This window comes from Niallia sp. FSL W8-1348, assembly GCF_038006745.1.
Taxonomy (GTDB): Bacteria; Bacillota; Bacilli; order Bacillales; family Cytobacillaceae; genus Niallia; species Niallia alba.
Genome location: NZ_JBBOVV010000001.1, coordinates 3,504,956 through 3,523,836, shown reverse-complemented (window position 1 = coordinate 3,523,836; position 18,881 = coordinate 3,504,956). Strand labels below are relative to the sequence as shown.

Here is an 18,881-nt window from a genome sequence, read left to right as displayed (position 1 = left end):
ACCAATTGAGTTATAGTATTGTTTTCCACTTTCGGCTTTTCACAAAGTATAACCATTCATTATTAAGCTTTTCTAAAAAACGAATTTGCTTATTAAACTTTTCATTATGTACTTTTTCTTCTGCAATTTTGCTTAGAAATTGGTCAATTAAGATGTTTACTTTATGGAGATTTTCTTCATTCAATTTTGTAGAAGCTAAGCTAATTGTTTTATTTATAGAATCAAGCTTACTTATTTGAGCTTTTAATAACCTTTTAGCGTCTTCTATATTTAGAGATGTAAGTTCCTTGATTTGTGAGTTAAGTTCGGTTATTTCAATTTCGTAATTTTTATTTTGAGGATATTTTTTTGAGATATATTCAGTAAAACTCTCCAACGTTGAATTTTCCTGAATATCTTTTATCTCATCATTAATAACTTGAAGTGAAGAATCATTAAAAATTTTACCTTTTTTATTTTTATACTCAGTAATTTCGTCTTCAAAACTATGTTTTAGTTTATCAAGAAGTATAATTGTTTCTTGGAAAAAATTAAAACCTTGGGGGAGAATACTAAAACTTAGGTTTTCATTTAATAAGGGAATTATAGAATCCGAATCAAAAACATTTATATTTTTTAAAGCAGAATTAGACATATTAATATCGACTATCTCACTTTTTTCGTTTCGATTTATTTCATATGTAATATCAATTGATTGTACTAAATCTAAATTACCTTTCTTATAAACATTTGGATGTAATACTAGTGTTTTTTCATTTGTAAAATAGTTTTTCGCTAACTTTCTAAACACTTTAACATAAGAAGACTTTCCAGTACCGTTTTCCCCGTAAAATACATTTAGATTACTACCTAAATTGAATTTACTGTTCTCAGAAAGCGCATTAATATTCCGAGGGTTTTGTAAGCCTTTTATCAATAAATTCAAATCGTTATGATTTGGGTTTGATTTTTGTACTTTAAGTTCAACATTTTTATTATTTTCTTTTATGTCTATAATTTCCTTTTTTAGAAATTCAATATCCTCTTGTGACTGCTCTACTACTTTATTTAAGACATATCTTTTCCAATTAATATTGCTCGCCCATTCAATTAAATAATCAAAAGCTGGCATATTAATCCTCCCCTTTTCAGTCATAAAAGACCAATTTATGACAAGTTTTTCATCCTATCTAATTATAACATCCTAGTAATTAAAATCTATCTAATTCAAATTTCTTTCAAATTGCAAGAACGGTTGTACTATCACACTCACAGTTTTCATAAAAAAAAGACACCCTTTAAGAGTGCCTACAATAAATTCTTCGATAAAATATTATAAAATTTAATAACCCCTTGTGACCGTCAAGTAAAATGAAACAGTTTTTGCTCATTTAAGTGACACAATTAATTGGAAATTAGATTTAGAATAAAATGTTCTCTTTAGTAATAAAAGCTATCTTATGGCAGTAAATAAAAAGAGCCGAAATATACAAGTAGTGTATAAAAACTTGCATAATTCGGCTCTTTTTTGCTCTTCATTTGTTTTACTAAAGCCCCCGTTTGTTTAAGTGAATGGATTCACAAAGTTGAGTTTTACAAATATATTTGTAGTAAAAAAGAAGGGAAAAGCCCTCCTTCTTTTTTACTTATAAATTGATTAACTTCTTAAATTCTTCTAAATCCACTGTTTCATTAAATAATACTTTTTCTACAGCTAACGTGACCATATGTGGAATCTTTATTAACTTATCATTTTTAAAATCTAGGTTAGTTAACATGATAATGGTCTTATTATAGTTTTTGTAACTTATAAGTCCTGTACAATAACCTGCCCAGTAACCATCATGTAGCACAATGTCCTTATATTTTGGATGATTTTCTAACTTCCATCCAAGACCATACCCACCATAATTATCATGCAATCCAGGGCAATATCCTGTTGTAACGTTTCCTATTAAAGAAGCAGGATCTAATAAGAGATTAGTGGCTTCTTGTGAAATTAGCTTATTATTTAATATTGATTTTTCCCATATGAAAAGATCATCAACAGTAGACTTAATACCACCATCCCCCTTTATACCATCCAAAAAGTAAACATACTTATGCTCAACTAACTCATTAGGGTGATAATATAAATCTTTTTCCCAATCATAGATAAAACCAATAGAAAAATTCTCTAATTCATTATTTATAAATTGCGAATACGTTGATGTATTTCTCATTTCTAGAGGGGTAAATATTCTATCTTGAAGAAACTTACCATAAGTTAGATCAGAAACCATTTCAATTACTTCTGCTAACAAAACATATCCCGTATTACAATACTCCCACTTTGCATTAACTTCAAATAATACTTCAGGTTTCTGCTCTTTTAAGTAATTTATTACATCCTTATTTGTAGCGATTCTACTATGATCCCAGTTTGATGTTTCTTCGAACCACTCCATATAGTCAGGTAGTCCTGAGGTATGATTTAAAAGGTTCTTGATAGTAATACCTTTATACGGGAGTGAAGGAAAATACCTTGTTATATCATCATCAAGCCCCATTCTTTTCTGGTCGATTAACATCAAGATTGCCATTGCAGTAAAACTCTTTGAAATAGATGCAATCTCAAAGACTGAATCAAGTGAATGTTCTTCTGAATCGGATTTCCTTCCTATAGCCCTTTTGTAAAAAACTTTACCTTCTAAAGACAAAAGTATAACTCCACTAAATAACCGATTACACTCTAAGAAATTAAATAACTTATCAAGCTCTTTTTTTCTTAATTCTTGTTTATCCATTATCTATTTCCTCCATTTATGATCTGATTTTATTAGTACATTCCAATCATTTTTGGAGGTCCTCTGATCCTGGGTTATATAAAGCTAAAAATAGAGTACATAAATGAATTTCCCCTTATTTATTTAATTATTTATTTTAACAACTTAATTAGGTTTTTACCAATAATACCCACTGAACTATCCTGCCCCATTTCTTACATAAGCTAGTTTACATTTATTACAGGAATACTGCTCCTTCTAGTTCCAAAAGATTTACCGAAAAACAGGAGCATAAATTCTCCTAAATCCTAAAATTAATGCTTCTGATAGTTTACGTACAACGTTTCGCAATATTTTATTGAGTAAAAAACAAACCTATTTTTAGTTACAAGTACAATTTCTCCCATTCACTCAAATACATTTTTTCTGTTTGGTCAATTTCTTTTGGTAATCTTGCAATAAACTCCAAATGGTTTCCATCTGGGTCGTCAAAGTAAATCATTGCATGTGCTTGATTAGGTACAACCACAGCTTCTTCTGTTCCTCTATTAAATTCATCTCTTACTTCAATCCCACGTTCCTTTAACCAATTTTTTGCTTTCTTAATATCATCTAATTCAACATAAAATGCAATATGTCTCAATGAAACGTGATAAGGAACTCTTGATTCTGCTCCTTCCCATAAACCAATCCAACTTTTTCCTTCTTCAATCCAAAAAAAGGCTACTTTCTCATATTTTTTATACAGTTTTAAACCTAGTTTTCCATAAAACTCGATAGAACGTTCTAAATCTATAACTGGTAAATGTCCTTCATACAGTCCTTTTATCACTGACCTTTTCCCCCAATCCCCAATGTTTAAAATTACTCATTTTATTTTAATTTTAATAAAGTTCTTCCTCAACAATACTGCCCCGTTAGTGCAGCAAGAACAACTTTACAAATGTGTATAAATATTAGCATGTATACATTATCTTGAGAGTGGCGATTCATAATTATAATACTGAAACATTCATTAATTTCTTTCTAGAAATAGCCAAAAAGAGGCTAACATTAAAAATATACGTTTCAAATTGGAAAAAAGTGTCCCACTTTATCAAGCAAAAACTGTGTCATCTCTTTCAAGCGGTCACACCCCTTATATTTTTTCCTTTTTATCTTTTATAAATGATCCATCTGTTACGTTTTTTCTTTAAGTAACTTATCATCATCACTTAACCAATCAATTAAATAAGGTTTTAGTGAATCAACATATTCATCATAGCCACATGTAATTATGATTTGGCAGTCTTTTTCTTTAAACTCATTAAAATAACTAAATAACTTAATTAATTTATTTATTTCTATACCCTCGTCCTTCATCGTATCAATTATTAATAATTTCGGAAAATTAATGCTTATTGATTCATCGAGTGACATTTTTAACATTGTTAGGTAATAAAATAACCTCTTTGGAACATTAAAACTTTGATGTCTATATTCACCTAGAACTGGCATATAATTTCTATCTAATTTTACTTCATGGTTTCTGCCCTCATTATTATAAAAATCATGAAGATAATTACTATAAATTTCTTCAAACTTTTCTATATTCTTTTGGAGGTTATTATCCTTCTGTTCCTGAAGTTGTGCTAATCGATCTTTGTTTTTATTAATTTCCTTCTCTAGCAAATTAATACTACTTGTAGATTTTTTTATTTCCTTACTTTTCTCAAACAATAATTGAAGTTGTGATTCCGTCTCTTTTAACTCAATAATTTTATTAGTTACTTCATCAATTGTGTTAGCATTAGAATTATATTGTAAATCATTAGTAATTTCCTTAATAGATTTTATTTTACTGTCAAGTTCCTTCTTAGTTTTTATCAAATTATTTTCTAACGCTTTATACTCCTCATTGTAGTCACTAATAGTTTCTTTTATTGTTTCAAAAGATTTTATTTTAGATTTCATAATTTCGATATATTCTTTATCAGAATAGATAAACCTACTAAAATCTAAAAATTTATTTGATCCACAAATACAATGCCCTTCTTCTAAATTAATTGACTCTAAACAAAAAGGACAAACATCCTCATTAATAATATCTATATATTGTGCAGTAAATAGTATTTTATCTATATGTTCAATATCATTTTTGATATCTTCGCCAACTCTTTTAGATTTGTTTAAATTTTCTTCAGCTTTATCTAATTGAAACTCGATATTTTTAATTTTATGTGTTAATGCTACTATATCCTTTTGTAATTCAACAAGTCTATCTCCAACTTCAAAACCGAAGCTCCCCTCCACTTTTAATTCTTCCCTAATGGTTTCAAGCCTGTTTTTATCTCTTTTCATTTTTGCCAGTTCAATTTCAAAATTCGCACCTTCGATAAAAGCAGTTTGTTTTAAGATATTTTGTTTAACAATTTCAAGCGATTTATTAATTTCTTTTTCTTTTTGTAAATTAATATTTAACTGTTTAAGCCTATAGTATGTTGTATAATATTCATCCAGATATCCTGACATCAATAATTCAAAAATGCTTCTTTTCATAATATTACTGTTCTTATAGAAATCTGAAGATCTAATACCAAATTCATTTATTATTTTCCTATTATCTGTAATTTGATCATAATAAATAAATCTTGTTAAATCCTCAAAATTTAATTTATGAGTATTAGAATTTTGAGATATCTCGATTAAATCTATTCCTAGCTTATCTAACATCCAATCAGAAAAGGACTTTTCTTCCTTTTTGTATATATAACCATTTCTAATTAAACTATATGTTACATACTTTTCTTCTTTTGTATCGTAAATAGTAATTAAATTTTGTCCGATATTTCTTCTTAATATAAATTCTGAATCTTCAATACTGATATTGAGTTCAACAAAATTATTTTTATCCTCTACTATTTCATTAATTGGTTCATTATTACTCTCATTAAAATAATCAACATTTATCCCTAACCCATAAACAATTAAATACGTAAATGTTGATTTTCCATTTTCATTATCTCCAACTAGTAGGTTAATTCCTTTATGTAATTTATCGTTTTTATAATAATACTTTTCTCCTTTGTATAAAACTGAATTGATTAATAATTTTCCCATATTGCTACTCCATTTCCTTTAAAGAAATTATCCACAAATGTCATATAATTAACTATACTAAGTCTATTAATGTTATTCTTAATTGTTTCTATCCTTCCGACCTCTTTAGTAAACCTGCTATCTTTTACCAATAATTCACAAACATCGATTTTATTAATATATAAATTGGTTTTATTAGCTTCATTCACTAATGTAATAATTTCTTTGCTCTCCAATATCATTAATATGTATCTAATTAGGACTATATTTTCTATAGAATCATAATATAACCTATTAATAACATTAGATATAACTTTATTTGGCTTATTATTCCCTTTGTAGTAATCTATAAAAATAGACGTCATTCTATCATCTGAAATTATAGGAATCAAAAATACTAGCTTTCTGTAATCCTTAAACTGTTTTTTAGAATTAATACATTTCAAATGATATAATATTAAAATAATATTATATGTTATAAAATATAAATCTTCACTTTTATTATACATCAGTCTTTTCTTATCGAATTGCTTATCCATATACTACTCCTTATCAAAAGAATAAAAACACTCATCCACTAACAATAAAACGATTTTTTCCATAGTAATATTATTCTTCACTCCATAATCATAATCTTCACGCAATATTTGTATATCCTCCACAACAACCTTTTTAATTTCTTTTATTATTAAGTTTAACTCATCAAAAGTGTATGTTTTCTTATATGGAAACCTATCATCAAAATACCTTTCCATACTTTCATAAACTCTAAACCTTAAAGCATTTATTTGTCTTTTATCATAATTCTTTAATTCATCTCGAACAGTAGTTGCTTCCCTATTATATCTTTTTAGTGTTGTTTCTTTAAAATTTGCACATACTGCTTCAATTTTATCTCGAATATTTCTAATATTTTTTTCACCCTCCAATTCCTCATATATTTCTAACCAAAATGTATGGGTTTCATCTATTTTTAAATGGTTCATATTGCTACCCACTTCATAAAATATAGTTTTTATCGTATCTATATTCATGATTTTTTGTAATAAGTGTTTCTGCGCCATTCTTTCATCAATTTTTTCTAATAAACAACTTCTAATTTGTTGCTCTCTATTTACATGTTGCATATCATATAGTTCACACTCTTTTATTTCCTTTTCCAATTCCACTGTCAGTTCATCGAGATTTCCTTGACCAAATTGAAATGTTAATTTTTTTAGAAATTTTCTCCATTCTTCTTTGTCCATCACAATTATTTTTTCGTAAACTCCTTTATATGTACTTGGCTTACTGGGAACAATTTTATATTGTTCGATATACGATTCAATAATTATTTTAGAGAAAAATTCTATTACACTATCATTGAAGTCATTAGTTATTAAATATTCTAATATAGGTTTGTCTAATGGTTTAAGGTTAAGTTTTTGTAATAAAATACTATCTCTTTCTTTTGCGTAATTAACATTGGTATGAAATATATAATTTATATGGGGGTCTTTATCCAAATCAAAATAGTTATCCAAAAAATTCACTACAGATTTTTGAATCTCTACACTATTCATCGTGAAATTATTACTATATTCTTTATTTTGTTCAAGAATAGAGTTACCTAGATTATCAATAAGAAACCCGTCATCCCTATATTCTGGAATCGCAATAATATTTGCTTTAAGATCAGCCTTTATTAGTTCTAGCATTTTTTTAGCTAAACGTAATTTTTGGTATCTAAAACCCTTGTATTTATCACTAGCATCTCTATTAATTAATTCCATAAAACGTTCCCTTTCATCTAATTGAATGGTAAATATCTACTACTATAAGTATAATCAAGCAAATGATATTTTGGTACTTAATATTCATTTTTTTGGAAAAAATTCACCTTAATTTCAAATCTTCTAAAATACCCTAATCCTTTGAAAGTACATTTTTATCCATGTCTAAAAAAACAAAAAGGGTAGTTCAATTAACTACCCTCTACCCTTTTATCTTCTTTAATACTGCTTATATTGTGCTTCTTGGTACACTTGTCATTTTTGCAATATCATTAAAGCTTACTCCATTTGTTTCTCTTTCAGTATATAGCTTCAATGCCTTCTCGATTGATTTCTTATCCTGTGAAGGTCTTCCTATATGCTTACCTTATTTCTTTACTCGCTCCCTACCTTCACCTGTACGGTCAACAATAATGTCACGTTCAAACTGTGCAAATGAACCTAAAATGTTAAAAAGTAACGTTTGAAGTGAATTATTATTTTCTCCCGACTGAAACTCAATATTTTCCTTTAAAAAATGAACATTTACCCCTTTTGTATTTAATTCTTTGACTATATTGTTTAGGTCAATTATTGAACGTGCTAAACGGTCAATCTTTGTAATTACTATGGTATCACCTTTAACTAAGAATTGAATAGCTTCCTTTAATTCGTTTCTTTTCGTTGTACTAGTCCCTGTTACCTTTTCAAAGAATATTCTTTTGCACCCTGCTTCTACTAACAATTGCTTTTGTGTTTCCAATCCATTATCTTGACCCACAGTGGAAACACGTGCATATCCTATTAGTGACACCCTAAACACCCCTATTTGTCTAAAAATCTATAAACTTCTATTCAATATATTTCAGACTAACTTCTAGACGAAAACAAGTCAATTTCAGATTAACTTTTAGACATTCGTACTGCATTGTTCAGAAATTGAAACTTTTAGACACAATAAAGGTAAGACGTATTCAAAATTTCATTGTCGTTTCTCCACCTACTTATTTGCTTAACAGTTTTTAGTATCTTTATATTCTCACGTTTTATCACACGACAAAACAGCGTTAAATAAGGGGATTTGAGCAGATTTTCACACGTAAGAAGTATTTAATATGTTTTATGGGGATTGAATACATAAAGGAAGAATTTTGTCCAAAATCTAAAAAGTACGAAATTCGAGGTAAATTAATATATATATATTTTTTTGTATATAGTATTCCTAACATTATACATTCTAGATAATTTTTATATTACTTTACACCAAATATCGTACCTTTTAGAATCATTATTTTACGCTGTTATTTCCATACTAGATTCAACATAATCAACATGTTTTGAAACATGGTAAACATTACGTTTTGGAAAGTTATAGTTTGGGACACTTAACCATTCGGTAGCTTCTTTTACCCAATATGTACTTGGTTCTGTATGGTATCCACCACGCTCTAAACAGTAATTTTCGGGCAAACTACGGATAAGTCCAAACCCTTTTAATTCTTTTAAGTATTTGTCTCTTGTTGTTGGAAGTATACCACTATATTTTGTGATACCTTCTAGTGAAATACTAACTTCTGTATTTGCCCCCATACGTACTTTAATAAAAGCATATAGATAAAATGCTACAAAACCCAAACTAGGATTCGTTATGCACTCTAAAAATACATCAAAACCGACTAGGTGTGTATATTCCTTTCCTCCTTCATAGAAAGTACCATTGTAAGCTTCTTCACCCTCTTCTTCATTTAATGGATTTCTATAACCAGTTGCTAATAAAGGCTCTTTGAATTGCCTACGTTTTGTCGTTTGTCCATTTAAAATCATTTGTTTTATTGTTTCTTCTAATTCATAAAAGTACGTAAACTCTGGAAATCCATGACTATCTTCTTCATTTGTCCACCAATTTATTGGTGCTTCTGTATATGATAATGTTGCTGTTAAACCTAAACGGTCAAGTACGCCACCTTTTTTGACGATATAGTTATATTCACTACTTGTTTCAGCAATTCCCATCATCTTTAAGATTGCTGACTTTGTAACGTCTTCGAAACTCATTACACCATATTTCGCATATCTGTATAGCCATGTAATCATGTATAAGTATGTATAGGCAAACGCAACGTGAGGTGCTTTCTTTTTATTTAACTCTTCATCTTTTACCAACATTTCAATTACTTCATTTGGCATTAGTAGGTAATTCTCTTTATTGTCATATTGTACAATTCCCTTTAATTCTAACTTCGTTAATCTCTTTACCATATTGCTTAATTCCTTTCTTTAACTGCTTATCTTCATGCTTAAAGCTTTATCCACTTCTGGATTTCTAACGAATAAACAAAACTTGTTATAAGTTGTTTCGTGCAATGCACATGTTATAAATTTAAATATTTCACCTTTTAAATACAGCATTACCTTTCTGTCATAACAGAAGAAATACTCTTGTTTTAATTTTCATATAACTACTCCCCCCTTTTTTTACTATGTAATCGTTTTCAAAAAAAAAAAAAAAAAAAAAAAAAAAAAAAAAATAGCCCTCATTTTGAAGGCAAGGATAAATTGTGTTTGTTTTTCGTTTCAATATGTGATATGTGTTTTTTATCCCCTATAATCCATATACAATCTAGATTACTATTCTATTATATCATAAAATTAGCAATTTGTCAAATTCCCTCTTAGATTACTATTGATTTTCAGAGTGAATTGTGGTATAAAAAACCGCTCAATTAAGTATATTCTTTCAAATGGTCATTTTTCATTAGAGCGGTTTTGATGATTATTTGATAAAATCACAATTTTATTAAAATTTTCTATTATCCTTACTGTAATCTACAATTAATCAACTACAACATTTGTTCATTGTTCTCATCAAATTGATACTCGTTTTTCTTAAGAGTACCACATTCCTTTTCAGACTTTTTAATTATCACCTCTAATAACTTAAACCAGTTAAAAGCTATATCATAAACATTAACGTATTCTCTTAAAGTGGTGTCAACAGGATTAGGGAATCGTCCAATCTCAAAAGTATATGTAGGAAATTCTAGATTATCTAATGTTAATACTAATTTTATACTTTTAACCATTCTTTTTTGCTTTTGCTTTCCGCTTAATCCACCTATAACTGCGCCAACACCTCCAGCTAAAGCCCCACCAACAAGAGCTCCTCCTAATTGGCTTGTTCTTGATGAAACACTGGCTGTTTCGTCATCTTCTTTCAATTCAACTTGCAATATTTCATAATAATTAAACTGCTTAATCACTACTTTTGGTTCTGAATGCACAATGCACCATATGAACTTATTCTTGCTATCATGTATCAAAGTATAAACCATCTTCATATCAAATCTTTTGGAAACGCATATTTTATTGTCTTCAATTATTTTACTTACATTTTCTTGACGGATGTCCTCAATTCTATTTTCCTCCTTATTTGCTATTGCTACTAACCAGAAACAAATTCCTGCCAAAAGAAAACAAATCACCATTACTATTAACATTTTCCCCCTCCTATAATCTGGTAATTACAAATATTCTCATCATATATAAAACTCAGTTATTTGCTGTTACCACCATCTTCTCTTATGTCTTCTTTTCTCTAACATTTAACAATTAGATTTTAATTATCTGAATCCATAAAATTCAATAATTATATCTTTAGTATATAATTATTTATAAATAATATCTATAGTATATCGATACATTTTCCCTTTGAGTTTAGTTTTAGGTAAAAGGGGTGTGTATCTATATATGGATAATTTTATTGAAGTGATTGGAGCTAATATACGATTAATAAGAAAAAGTAAAAATATTAGTCAAGAAGAACTCGCATTTAAATCAGGATTACATCCTACCTACATTGGACAAATTGAAAGGGCGGAAAAGAACTTAACCATTTCTAGTCTTTATACAATTACTACTGCACTAGAAATTAGCCTAGAAGAGTTCTTTTCTATAATTAATCCAAAATTAGAGCAAAGTGATTCTCTTCCTTTCCAATCAATAATTAAACTTTTACAAGATATGAATGTCACTGAACAAAAAAAATTATATGAGATTATTAAGCAAATAATTGATTATAAAAAATCATAAAAAGCCCTCTTTTATTGAAGGGCTTTTTATGAAATACTTATAAAAGGCACACAGATTCTAGTGATAGTTGTGCATTGGCTTATGTCCAATCACTACTAGTCCATTTTGGTGATAAGGTACCCCATACATTATATTACCTCTTCGTTTTAATATTCATCAAAGGACTAGACCTTGATGCCATTTCTAATATATTTTCCATCTCAATACCCATTAAATACCGCTTAGTAATTTGTATATTCTCATGTCCTGCAATCCTTGAGCAACTATACAAATCAAGCCCATTCCTTAGATTAGATTGAATAGAGTAGTGTCTAAGTGTATGTGGGCTACATCTAATCTCTTCTCTAACTTTAGCTTTAATACCTGCATTTTTAACAATATTTTGTATTTGTACACTTGTTAAAGGTCGACCGCTTCTTGATAAAAAGTAATTAGCATGCTCTAGCGACTTATTCTTAAAATAGCCTTCCTTCAAACGTTCAAACCTAATTATATATTTTTTTAACATCAAACTCATTGGAACGTATCTCCATTTTGCCCCTTTTCCTAACACTTTAATGTTTGTTTCATTAAGCCAGTCAGATTGAAGGTTAATAAGTTCACTCATTCTTATACCTGTATCTACAAACATAGCTATTATTACCTTATTACGTGCGTTCAAATATGATTTAAAATCATAAGAAGCAATCATAGCTGCTACTTCTTTATCTGTAAATGTTTTTATAATAACCTTTTCTTCTTTTAAGAACTTTACTCTCTCTACAATATTGTGACTTACATATTCTTCATTGACCAAGTAATTGTAAAATGCTCTCAAGGACTTAATTATAGTGTTAATGTAATTGGACTTATTCCCACTATTAAGCTGATGTTGAACAAACCTTTTAATATGAACAGTTGAAATTTCTTCTACTTCACTAATACTATACTGTTCCTCTAAGTAAGACATCAATTGATCAATGTTGTAATTGTACGTTTCTATTGTTCTTGTAGAGTAATTCTTTATCTGTAAATCAAACATAAATTCCTTTTGTAAATCTTTAACTAACATAAAAAAACCTCCTATAAATGTGGAATTATCACACATAAATAGGAGGTTTTTAGTAATATATTTGTACGACTTAATTCATGTTATTGTATCGCATAGTTCAGACCTCTAAAAAGTGCCTTGTACGACACAATTCAGCCGTTATTTCTCTATAACTTCAATTATTTTTTTAGGTTGTAGAAAGATTTAAGACCATCGTATACTGCTAACTCGCCAAGCTCGTCTTCGATGCGAAGAAGTTGGTTGTATTTAGCAATACGGTCTGTACGAGATAATGAACCAGTTTTGATTTGGCCAGCGTTAGTAGCAACAGCGATGTCAGCGATTGTAGCATCTTCTGTTTCACCAGAACGGTGAGAAACTACTGCTGTGTAACCAGCACGTTTAGCCATTTCGATAGCTTCGAAAGTTTCAGTTAAAGTACCAATTTGGTTAACTTTGATAAGGATTGAGTTTGCAATTCCTTTTTCGATACCTTCAGCTAATTTTTTAGTGTTTGTAACGAATAAATCGTCACCTACTAATTGAACTTTTGAACCGATACGGTCTGTTAATAATTTGTGACCTTCCCAGTCGTTTTCATCTAAACCATCTTCAATAGAGATGATTGGGAATTCGCTAACTAATTCTTCATAGAAGCTTACTAATTCTTCAGAAGTTAAACCAGTACGGCCTTCTCCTGCAAGATCGTATTTACCAGTTTCTTTGTTATAGAACTCAGAAGAAGCAACGTCCATACCTAAGAATACGTCTTTACCTGGCTCGTATCCAGCTTTTTTGATTGCTTCAATGATTACTTCTAATGCTTCACGGTTAGAACCAAGGTTTGGAGCGAATCCACCTTCGTCACCAACAGCAGTGTTTAAGCCTTTAGCAGAAAGAACTGCTTTTAATGCGTGGAATACTTCAGCACCAGTACGTAGAGCTTCTTTGAAAGTTGGAGCTCCTACTGGTAAGATCATGAATTCTTGGAAATCTACGTTGTTATCAGCGTGTGAACCACCGTTGATGATGTTCATCATTGGAGTTGGTAATTGTTTAGCATTGAATCCACCAAGGTAACGGTATAATGGAAGACCTACTACTTCAGCAGCAGCATGTGCAACAGCCATAGATACACCTAGGATTGCGTTAGCACCTAATTTACCTTTGTTTTCTGTTCCATCAAGCTCGATCATTGTTCTGTCGATTCCAACTTGATCAGTAACGTCCATACCGATAATTGCTTCAGCAATTACTTCGTTTACGTTTTCTACTGCTTTAAGAACACCTTTACCAAGGTAACGAGATTTGTCACCATCACGTAATTCAACTGCTTCGTATTCACCAGTTGAAGCACCAGATGGAACTAGTGCGCGACCAAAGAATCCTGATTCAGTTAATACTTCTACTTCTACTGTTGGGTTACCACGTGAATCTAATACTTCACGAGCATAAACTTGTTGAATATAAGGCATATTTATTCTCTCCTTTAATTTTATTACTTATTTTTTAATAATAGATGTTCCAGTCATTTCTGCTGGTTTATCAAGTCCTAATAAATCTAACATAGTAGGAGCAAGATCTCCTAAAATACCATCTGTACGTAATTCAGCATTTTTATCTGTTACGATTACAGGAACTGGATTTGTTGTATGTGCTGTCATCGGTGTTCCATCAAGTGTTACCACTTCATCTGAATTACCATGGTCAGCTGTGATAATTGCTTTACCACCTTTTTGTTCAATTAAAGTGATAATTTTTCCTAAACATTCATCAACTGTTTCAATCGCTTTGATTGTTGGCTCAAGCATTCCGGAGTGCCCAACCATATCAGGATTAGCGAAGTTTAGAATGATTGCATCAAAATTATCTGCTTCAATTTCCTTCAATAGTGCATCTGTTACTTCATACGCACTCATTTCAGGTTGTAAATCATAAGTTGCCACTTTTGGTGAATTGATTAAGATACGTTTTTCACCAGGGAACTCTGCTTCACGTCCACCGCTCATAAAGAAAGTAACATGTGGATACTTTTCTGTTTCAGCGATACGAAGTTGAGTCAACCCATTTTGTGAAAGGACTTCACCTAATGTGTTATCCAAGTTTGTTGGCTTGAATGCAACATACCCATTTACTGTTTCACTAAAATGAGTTAAACATACAAAGTAAAGATTTTTTGGATGTTTTTCTCCACGATCGAATGAACGGAAGTCTTCATTTGTGAAAGTATTAGAAATTTGGATCGCACGGTCTGGACGGAAGTTATAGAAAATAACCGCATCTTCATCTTTAATTGTCGCAACAGGCTCACCGTTTTCTTTTGTGATTACGGATGGAAGTACGAACTCATCAAAGATTCCGTTATTGTAGTTATCTTCTACTACTTGTAATGGATCAGAATATACTGGTCCTTCTCCATATACCATTGCACGATATGATTTTTCTACACGATCCCAACGTTTATCTCTATCCATTGAATAGTAGCGTCCAGAAATCGTAGCAAATTCACCTACACCGTATTCAGCGATTTTTTCTTGTGTAGCTTTAATGTATTTTTCAGCAGTCTTTTGACCGACGTCTCGGCCATCTAAGATTCCATGAATATATACATTTTCGATTCCTTCTTCTTTTGCTAGACGAAGAAGTGCATACATATGTTCAATATTGCTATGAACTCCACCATCAGATAATAATCCAAATAGGTGTAGATTTTTGCCTTTTTCTTTTACATGCTTCATTGCATTAACGAAAGTTTCGTTTTTGTAAAATTCGCCTTCTCTGATAGAAACATTTACTCTAGTCAAACTTTGATATACGATCCGGCCGGCACCGATATTCAAATGTCCAACTTCAGAGTTACCCATTTGTCCTTCTGGAAGACCAACAGCTTCCCCACTAGCTACTAAAGTAGCATGAGGATAAGCGTTCCAATATTTATCGAAATTAGGCTTATTTGCTTGTGCTACTGCATTTCCCATGCGTTCGCTTCTTAAAGCAAAACCATCTAAAATGATTAAAGCTACTGGAGATTTACTCATTCTTACCTGCCTCCAATAAAGCTAAAAAGCTTTGAGCCTCTAGGCTAGCTCCACCTACTAATGCTCCGTCAATATCTGGCTGTGCCATATATTCTTTAATGTTCTCAGGCTTAACGCTACCGCCGTATTGAATACGGATGTGTTCAGCAACTTCTGGAGAGAATTGCTCACTTACTACTTTACGGATATGTGCACATACTTCGTTTGCATCTGCAGAAGTAGAAGATTTACCAGTTCCAATTGCCCAGATTGGCTCATATGCAACAACTGTTGCTTTTGCTTGTTCTGGAGTTAAGCCGTTAAGCGCTTTTGTTACTTGAGTTGCAACAAAGTCATTTGTTTCGCCGTTCTCTCTTTGTTCTAGTGTTTCACCACAACAAACAATTGGAGTTAAACCATTTTCAAATGCAGCGATTGTCTTCTTGTTAACAGACTCATCTGTTTCGTTAAAGAACTCACGACGCTCCGAATGACCAAGTACTACATATTTTGCACCGATATTTTCTAATGCTACTGGGCTGATTTCACCAGTAAATGCACCATTTTTTTCGAAATGCATATTTTGTGCACCGATTTTTACATCTGTGCCATCTGTTAATTCTACTAATTGTCCTAAAAATAACGCAGGAGCACAAACAACTGTATCCACTTTTTCACTTGATGGAACAGAAGCTTTTACTTCTTGAACAAACTCAACCGCTTCAGGAAGCGTTTTGTTCATTTTCCAGTTACCTGCAATAATTGGTTTGCGCATGGTTATACATCCTTTCATGCATATCTATAAAGATATTATTTGTCGTTTAATGCCACTACACCTGGAAGTTCTTTACCTTCCATGAATTCTAATGAAGCACCGCCACCAGTAGAAATGTGACTCATTTTATCCGCTAAATCAAATTTTTCAACTGCTGCTGCAGAATCTCCACCACCGATTACGGAATATGTATCTTGAGATTCAGCAAGTGCTTCAGCTACTGCTTTTGTACCTGTAGCGAATGCATCTAATTCGAAAACACCCATCGGCCCGTTCCAAATTACTAATTTAGAACTTTTAATAACATCTGCATAGATTTCACGTGTTTTAGGTCCGATATCTAATGCTTCCCAATCAGATGGAATTTCTTCGATAGAAACGGTTTTGATGTTAGCATCGTTGGAGAAATCATCTGCAACTGTTACATCAACAGGCATATAGAATTTAACGCCTTTTTCTTTTGCTTTATCCATATAAGATTTAGCAAGTTCAATTTTATCTTCTTCTAATAATGATTGACCAACTTCATGACCAAGTGCTTTAACGAAAGTATAAGCTAAGCCTCCGCCAATGATTAAGTTATCCACTTTATCAAGAAGGTTTTCAATTACACCAATTTTATCCTTAACTTTTGCCCCACCAATAATAGCAGTAAATGGGCGATCAGGATTTGATAAAGCTTTGCCAAGAACATCTAGTTCTTTTTGCATTAATAATCCAGATACAGCTGGAATATGATGAGCAATTCCTTCTGTAGAAGCATGCGCACGGTGTGCAGCACCAAATGCATCATTTACAAATACATCTGCAAGCTCTGCATATTGTTTTGCTAATTCTGCATCATTTTTTTCTTCACCAGCATTGAAACGTACGTTTTCAAGAAGGATTACATCACCTTCAGATAACTTGCTAATTTGTGCTTTAACAGCTTCACCATAAGATTCATCTGCTTTAGCAACTTCTTTACCTAGTAGTTCAGAAAGACGTTTTGCTACAGGAGTTAATCGTAACTCTTCTACTACTTCGCCTTTTGGACGTCCTAAGTGACTTGCAAGAATGACAATTGCACCACTCTCAACTAATTCTTTAATAGTTGGAAGTGCAGCTTGAATTCTTGTTTCGTCAGTGATTTGTTGATCTTTCATTGGTACGTTAAAGTCAACACGTACAAAAGCTTTTTTCCCTTTTAAATCGATATCACGAATTGTTTTCTTGTTCATTATAGGTACCCTCCACTGCATATTTTTAAAAGAGCGGAAACAAAATTGTTTCCGCTGTTTGATTAAAGGGGGTGCTTATTAACTCGCACAAAATTCCATTTGAAAAGGGAAATTATTTTGTTGCAAGCTGTGCAAAGTGCTTAACAGTTCTTACTAATTGGTTAGTGTAAGACATTTCGTTGTCATACCAAGCAACAGTTTTAACAAGTTGTTGATCACCAACAGTGATAACTTTTGTTTGAGTTGCATCAAATAATGAACCATAGCTACTTCCAATAATATCAGAAGAAACAAGCTCTTCTTCTGTGTAACCGAAAGATTCGTTAGCAGCTTCTTTCATTGCAGCATTAACTTCTTCAACTGTAACTTTTTTATCAAGAACAGTAACAAGCTCTGTTAATGAACCAGTTTTTACTGGAACACGTTGAGCAGCACCGTCTAATTTACCTTGAAGTTCAGGTAATACTAAACCGATTGCTTTAGCAGCACCAGTTGAGTTTGGAATAATATTTTCAGCAGCTGCACGAGCACGACGGAAGTCACCTTTTGGATGTGGAGCATCTAAAGTGTTTTGGTCGCCAGTGTAAGCATGAATTGTAGTCATTAAACCAGATACGATTCCGTATTTGCTTTGAAGAACTTGTGCCATTGGAGCAAGACAGTTAGTAGTACAAGAAGCACCAGAGATAACTGTTTCAGTTCCATCAAGAATTTCATGGTTTACATTATAAACAACTGTTTTCATTTCGCCAGTAGCTGGAGCAGAGATTACTACATTTTTAGCACCTGCTTGAATGTGAGCTTCTGCTTTTTCTTTAGTTGTGAAGAAACCAGTAGATTCGATAACTGTATCTACACCAAGTTCTCCCCATTTAAGGTCAGCTGGGTTTCTTTCAGCAGTTGTAACAACTTTTTGACCGTTTACTAAGAAGTAACCTTCGTGAACTTCAATCTCACCTTGGAAAGTTCCTTGAGATGAATCATATTTTAAAAGATGTGCTAGCATTTTAGTATCAGTTAAATCATTGATTGCAACCACTTCTAATTCTGGGTTTTCCATGATTTTTCTGAATGCTAAACGTCCGATACGTCCAAAACCGTTAATACCTACTTTTACTGTCATTGTAAATTTCCTCCTCTAATTTTAAGAGTATTAAATATATAAAGGGATTACCCA

At 31.3% G+C, this 18,881-nt stretch carries 16 protein-coding genes; 1 reads left to right on the top strand and 15 read right to left on the bottom strand.

Annotated elements, in window-relative coordinates:
• Window positions 1-10: 10 nt before the first annotated feature.
• The 9 genes from NST60_RS16590 to NST60_RS16550 all read right to left on the bottom strand — a co-directional run bounded on the left by NST60_RS16590 (window position 11) and on the right by NST60_RS16550 (window position 11,070).
• Complete coding sequence (locus NST60_RS16590; protein WP_341099491.1) at window positions 11-1,111, bottom strand: hypothetical protein; 1,101 nt, start codon at window positions 1,109-1,111, stop codon at window positions 11-13.
• Between the two features lie 514 nt (window positions 1,112-1,625).
• Window positions 1,626-2,765: a serine hydrolase domain-containing protein gene (locus NST60_RS16585; RefSeq protein WP_341099489.1), complete on the bottom strand. Its 1,140-nt coding sequence runs from the start codon at window positions 2,763-2,765 to the stop codon at window positions 1,626-1,628.
• Between the two features lie 364 nt (window positions 2,766-3,129).
• The gene (locus NST60_RS16580) at window positions 3,130-3,576 is read right to left on the bottom strand and encodes a VOC family protein (RefSeq protein WP_144546919.1); all 447 of its coding nucleotides are present in this window, start codon (window positions 3,574-3,576) and stop codon (window positions 3,130-3,132) included.
• Window positions 3,577-3,923: 347 nt separating this feature from the next.
• The gene (locus tag NST60_RS16575; protein ID WP_341099486.1) at window positions 3,924-5,843 is read right to left on the bottom strand and encodes a hypothetical protein; all 1,920 of its coding nucleotides are present in this window, start codon (window positions 5,841-5,843) and stop codon (window positions 3,924-3,926) included.
• On the bottom strand, window positions 5,828-6,361 hold the full coding sequence (locus NST60_RS16570) for a hypothetical protein (protein ID WP_341099484.1): 534 nt from the start codon (window positions 6,359-6,361) through the stop codon (window positions 5,828-5,830). The genes NST60_RS16575 and NST60_RS16570 overlap by 16 nt, the downstream gene beginning before the upstream one ends.
• A gap of 3 nt (window positions 6,362-6,364) precedes the next feature.
• Window positions 6,365-7,594 carry a hypothetical protein gene (locus NST60_RS16565; protein WP_341099482.1) on the bottom strand — a complete coding sequence of 410 codons (1,230 nt, stop codon included), beginning with the start codon at window positions 7,592-7,594 and terminating at the stop codon, window positions 6,365-6,367.
• Window positions 7,595-7,961: 367 nt separating this feature from the next.
• Entirely contained in the window at window positions 7,962-8,387 is a 426-nt protein-coding gene (locus NST60_RS16560; RefSeq protein WP_341099480.1) for a recombinase family protein, read from the bottom strand.
• A gap of 479 nt (window positions 8,388-8,866) precedes the next feature.
• Window positions 8,867-9,832, bottom strand: a complete 966-nt coding sequence (locus NST60_RS16555) for a hypothetical protein (RefSeq protein ID WP_341099479.1) — start codon at window positions 9,830-9,832, stop codon at window positions 8,867-8,869.
• A gap of 581 nt (window positions 9,833-10,413) precedes the next feature.
• Complete coding sequence (locus NST60_RS16550) at window positions 10,414-11,070, bottom strand: hypothetical protein (RefSeq protein ID WP_341099478.1); 657 nt, start codon at window positions 11,068-11,070, stop codon at window positions 10,414-10,416.
• Window positions 11,071-11,320: 250 nt separating this feature from the next.
• Here NST60_RS16550 and NST60_RS16545 point away from each other — a divergent pair, with 250 nt between their 5' ends.
• Complete coding sequence (locus NST60_RS16545; RefSeq protein ID WP_341099477.1) at window positions 11,321-11,662, top strand: helix-turn-helix domain-containing protein; 342 nt, start codon at window positions 11,321-11,323, stop codon at window positions 11,660-11,662.
• Window positions 11,663-11,795: 133 nt separating this feature from the next.
• On the opposite strand, the gene NST60_RS16540 is transcribed toward NST60_RS16545, so the two are convergent.
• The 6 genes from NST60_RS16540 to gap all read right to left on the bottom strand — a co-directional run bounded on the left by NST60_RS16540 (window position 11,796) and on the right by gap (window position 18,827).
• Complete coding sequence (locus NST60_RS16540; protein ID WP_341099476.1) at window positions 11,796-12,713, bottom strand: tyrosine-type recombinase/integrase; 918 nt, start codon at window positions 12,711-12,713, stop codon at window positions 11,796-11,798.
• A 158-nt stretch (window positions 12,714-12,871) separates the two neighbouring features.
• Window positions 12,872-14,167 carry a phosphopyruvate hydratase gene (gene eno / locus NST60_RS16535; protein ID WP_016203859.1) on the bottom strand — a complete coding sequence of 432 codons (1,296 nt, stop codon included), beginning with the start codon at window positions 14,165-14,167 and terminating at the stop codon, window positions 12,872-12,874.
• Window positions 14,168-14,194: 27 nt separating this feature from the next.
• Complete coding sequence (gpmI, locus tag NST60_RS16530; protein ID WP_341099475.1) at window positions 14,195-15,730, bottom strand: 2,3-bisphosphoglycerate-independent phosphoglycerate mutase; 1,536 nt, start codon at window positions 15,728-15,730, stop codon at window positions 14,195-14,197.
• Complete coding sequence (gene tpiA, locus NST60_RS16525) at window positions 15,723-16,484, bottom strand: triose-phosphate isomerase (protein WP_016203861.1); 762 nt, start codon at window positions 16,482-16,484, stop codon at window positions 15,723-15,725. The genes gpmI and tpiA overlap by 8 nt, the downstream gene beginning before the upstream one ends.
• Before the next feature lie 35 nt (window positions 16,485-16,519).
• Window positions 16,520-17,704, bottom strand: a complete 1,185-nt coding sequence (locus NST60_RS16520; RefSeq protein WP_016203862.1) for a phosphoglycerate kinase — start codon at window positions 17,702-17,704, stop codon at window positions 16,520-16,522.
• A gap of 112 nt (window positions 17,705-17,816) precedes the next feature.
• Window positions 17,817-18,827, bottom strand: coding sequence for a type I glyceraldehyde-3-phosphate dehydrogenase (gap, locus tag NST60_RS16515; RefSeq protein WP_016203863.1), 1,011 nt, complete (start codon window positions 18,825-18,827; stop codon window positions 17,817-17,819).
• Window positions 18,828-18,881: the final 54 nt, after the last annotated feature.

Bases quoted from the DNA above. Each gene is read 5' to 3' on its own strand.
- NST60_RS16590 (WP_341099491.1), bottom strand. From the start codon at position 1,111: ATGCCAGCTTTTGATTATTTAATTGAATGGGCGAGCAATATTAATTGG.
- NST60_RS16585 (WP_341099489.1), bottom strand. From the start codon at position 2,765: ATGGATAAACAAGAATTAAGAAAAAAAGAGCTTGATAAGTTATTTAAT.
- NST60_RS16575 (WP_341099486.1), bottom strand. From the start codon at position 5,843: ATGGGAAAATTATTAATCAATTCAGTTTTATACAAAGGAGAAAAGTAT.
- NST60_RS16570 (WP_341099484.1), bottom strand. From the start codon at position 6,361: ATGGATAAGCAATTCGATAAGAAAAGACTGATGTATAATAAAAGTGAA.
- NST60_RS16565 (WP_341099482.1), bottom strand. From the start codon at position 7,594: ATGGAATTAATTAATAGAGATGCTAGTGATAAATACAAGGGTTTTAGA.
- NST60_RS16555 (WP_341099479.1), bottom strand. From the start codon at position 9,832: ATGGTAAAGAGATTAACGAAGTTAGAATTAAAGGGAATTGTACAATAT.
- NST60_RS16550 (WP_341099478.1), bottom strand. From the start codon at position 11,070: ATGTTAATAGTAATGGTGATTTGTTTTCTTTTGGCAGGAATTTGTTTC.
- NST60_RS16545 (WP_341099477.1), top strand. From the start codon at position 11,321: ATGGATAATTTTATTGAAGTGATTGGAGCTAATATACGATTAATAAGA.
- NST60_RS16540 (WP_341099476.1), bottom strand. From the start codon at position 12,713: ATGTTAGTTAAAGATTTACAAAAGGAATTTATGTTTGATTTACAGATA.
- eno (WP_016203859.1), bottom strand. From the start codon at position 14,167: ATGCCTTATATTCAACAAGTTTATGCTCGTGAAGTATTAGATTCACGT.
- gpmI (WP_341099475.1), bottom strand. From the start codon at position 15,730: ATGAGTAAATCTCCAGTAGCTTTAATCATTTTAGATGGTTTTGCTTTA.
- tpiA (WP_016203861.1), bottom strand. From the start codon at position 16,484: ATGCGCAAACCAATTATTGCAGGTAACTGGAAAATGAACAAAACGCTT.
- NST60_RS16520 (WP_016203862.1), bottom strand. From the start codon at position 17,704: ATGAACAAGAAAACAATTCGTGATATCGATTTAAAAGGGAAAAAAGCT.
- gap (WP_016203863.1), bottom strand. From the start codon at position 18,827: ATGACAGTAAAAGTAGGTATTAACGGTTTTGGACGTATCGGACGTTTA.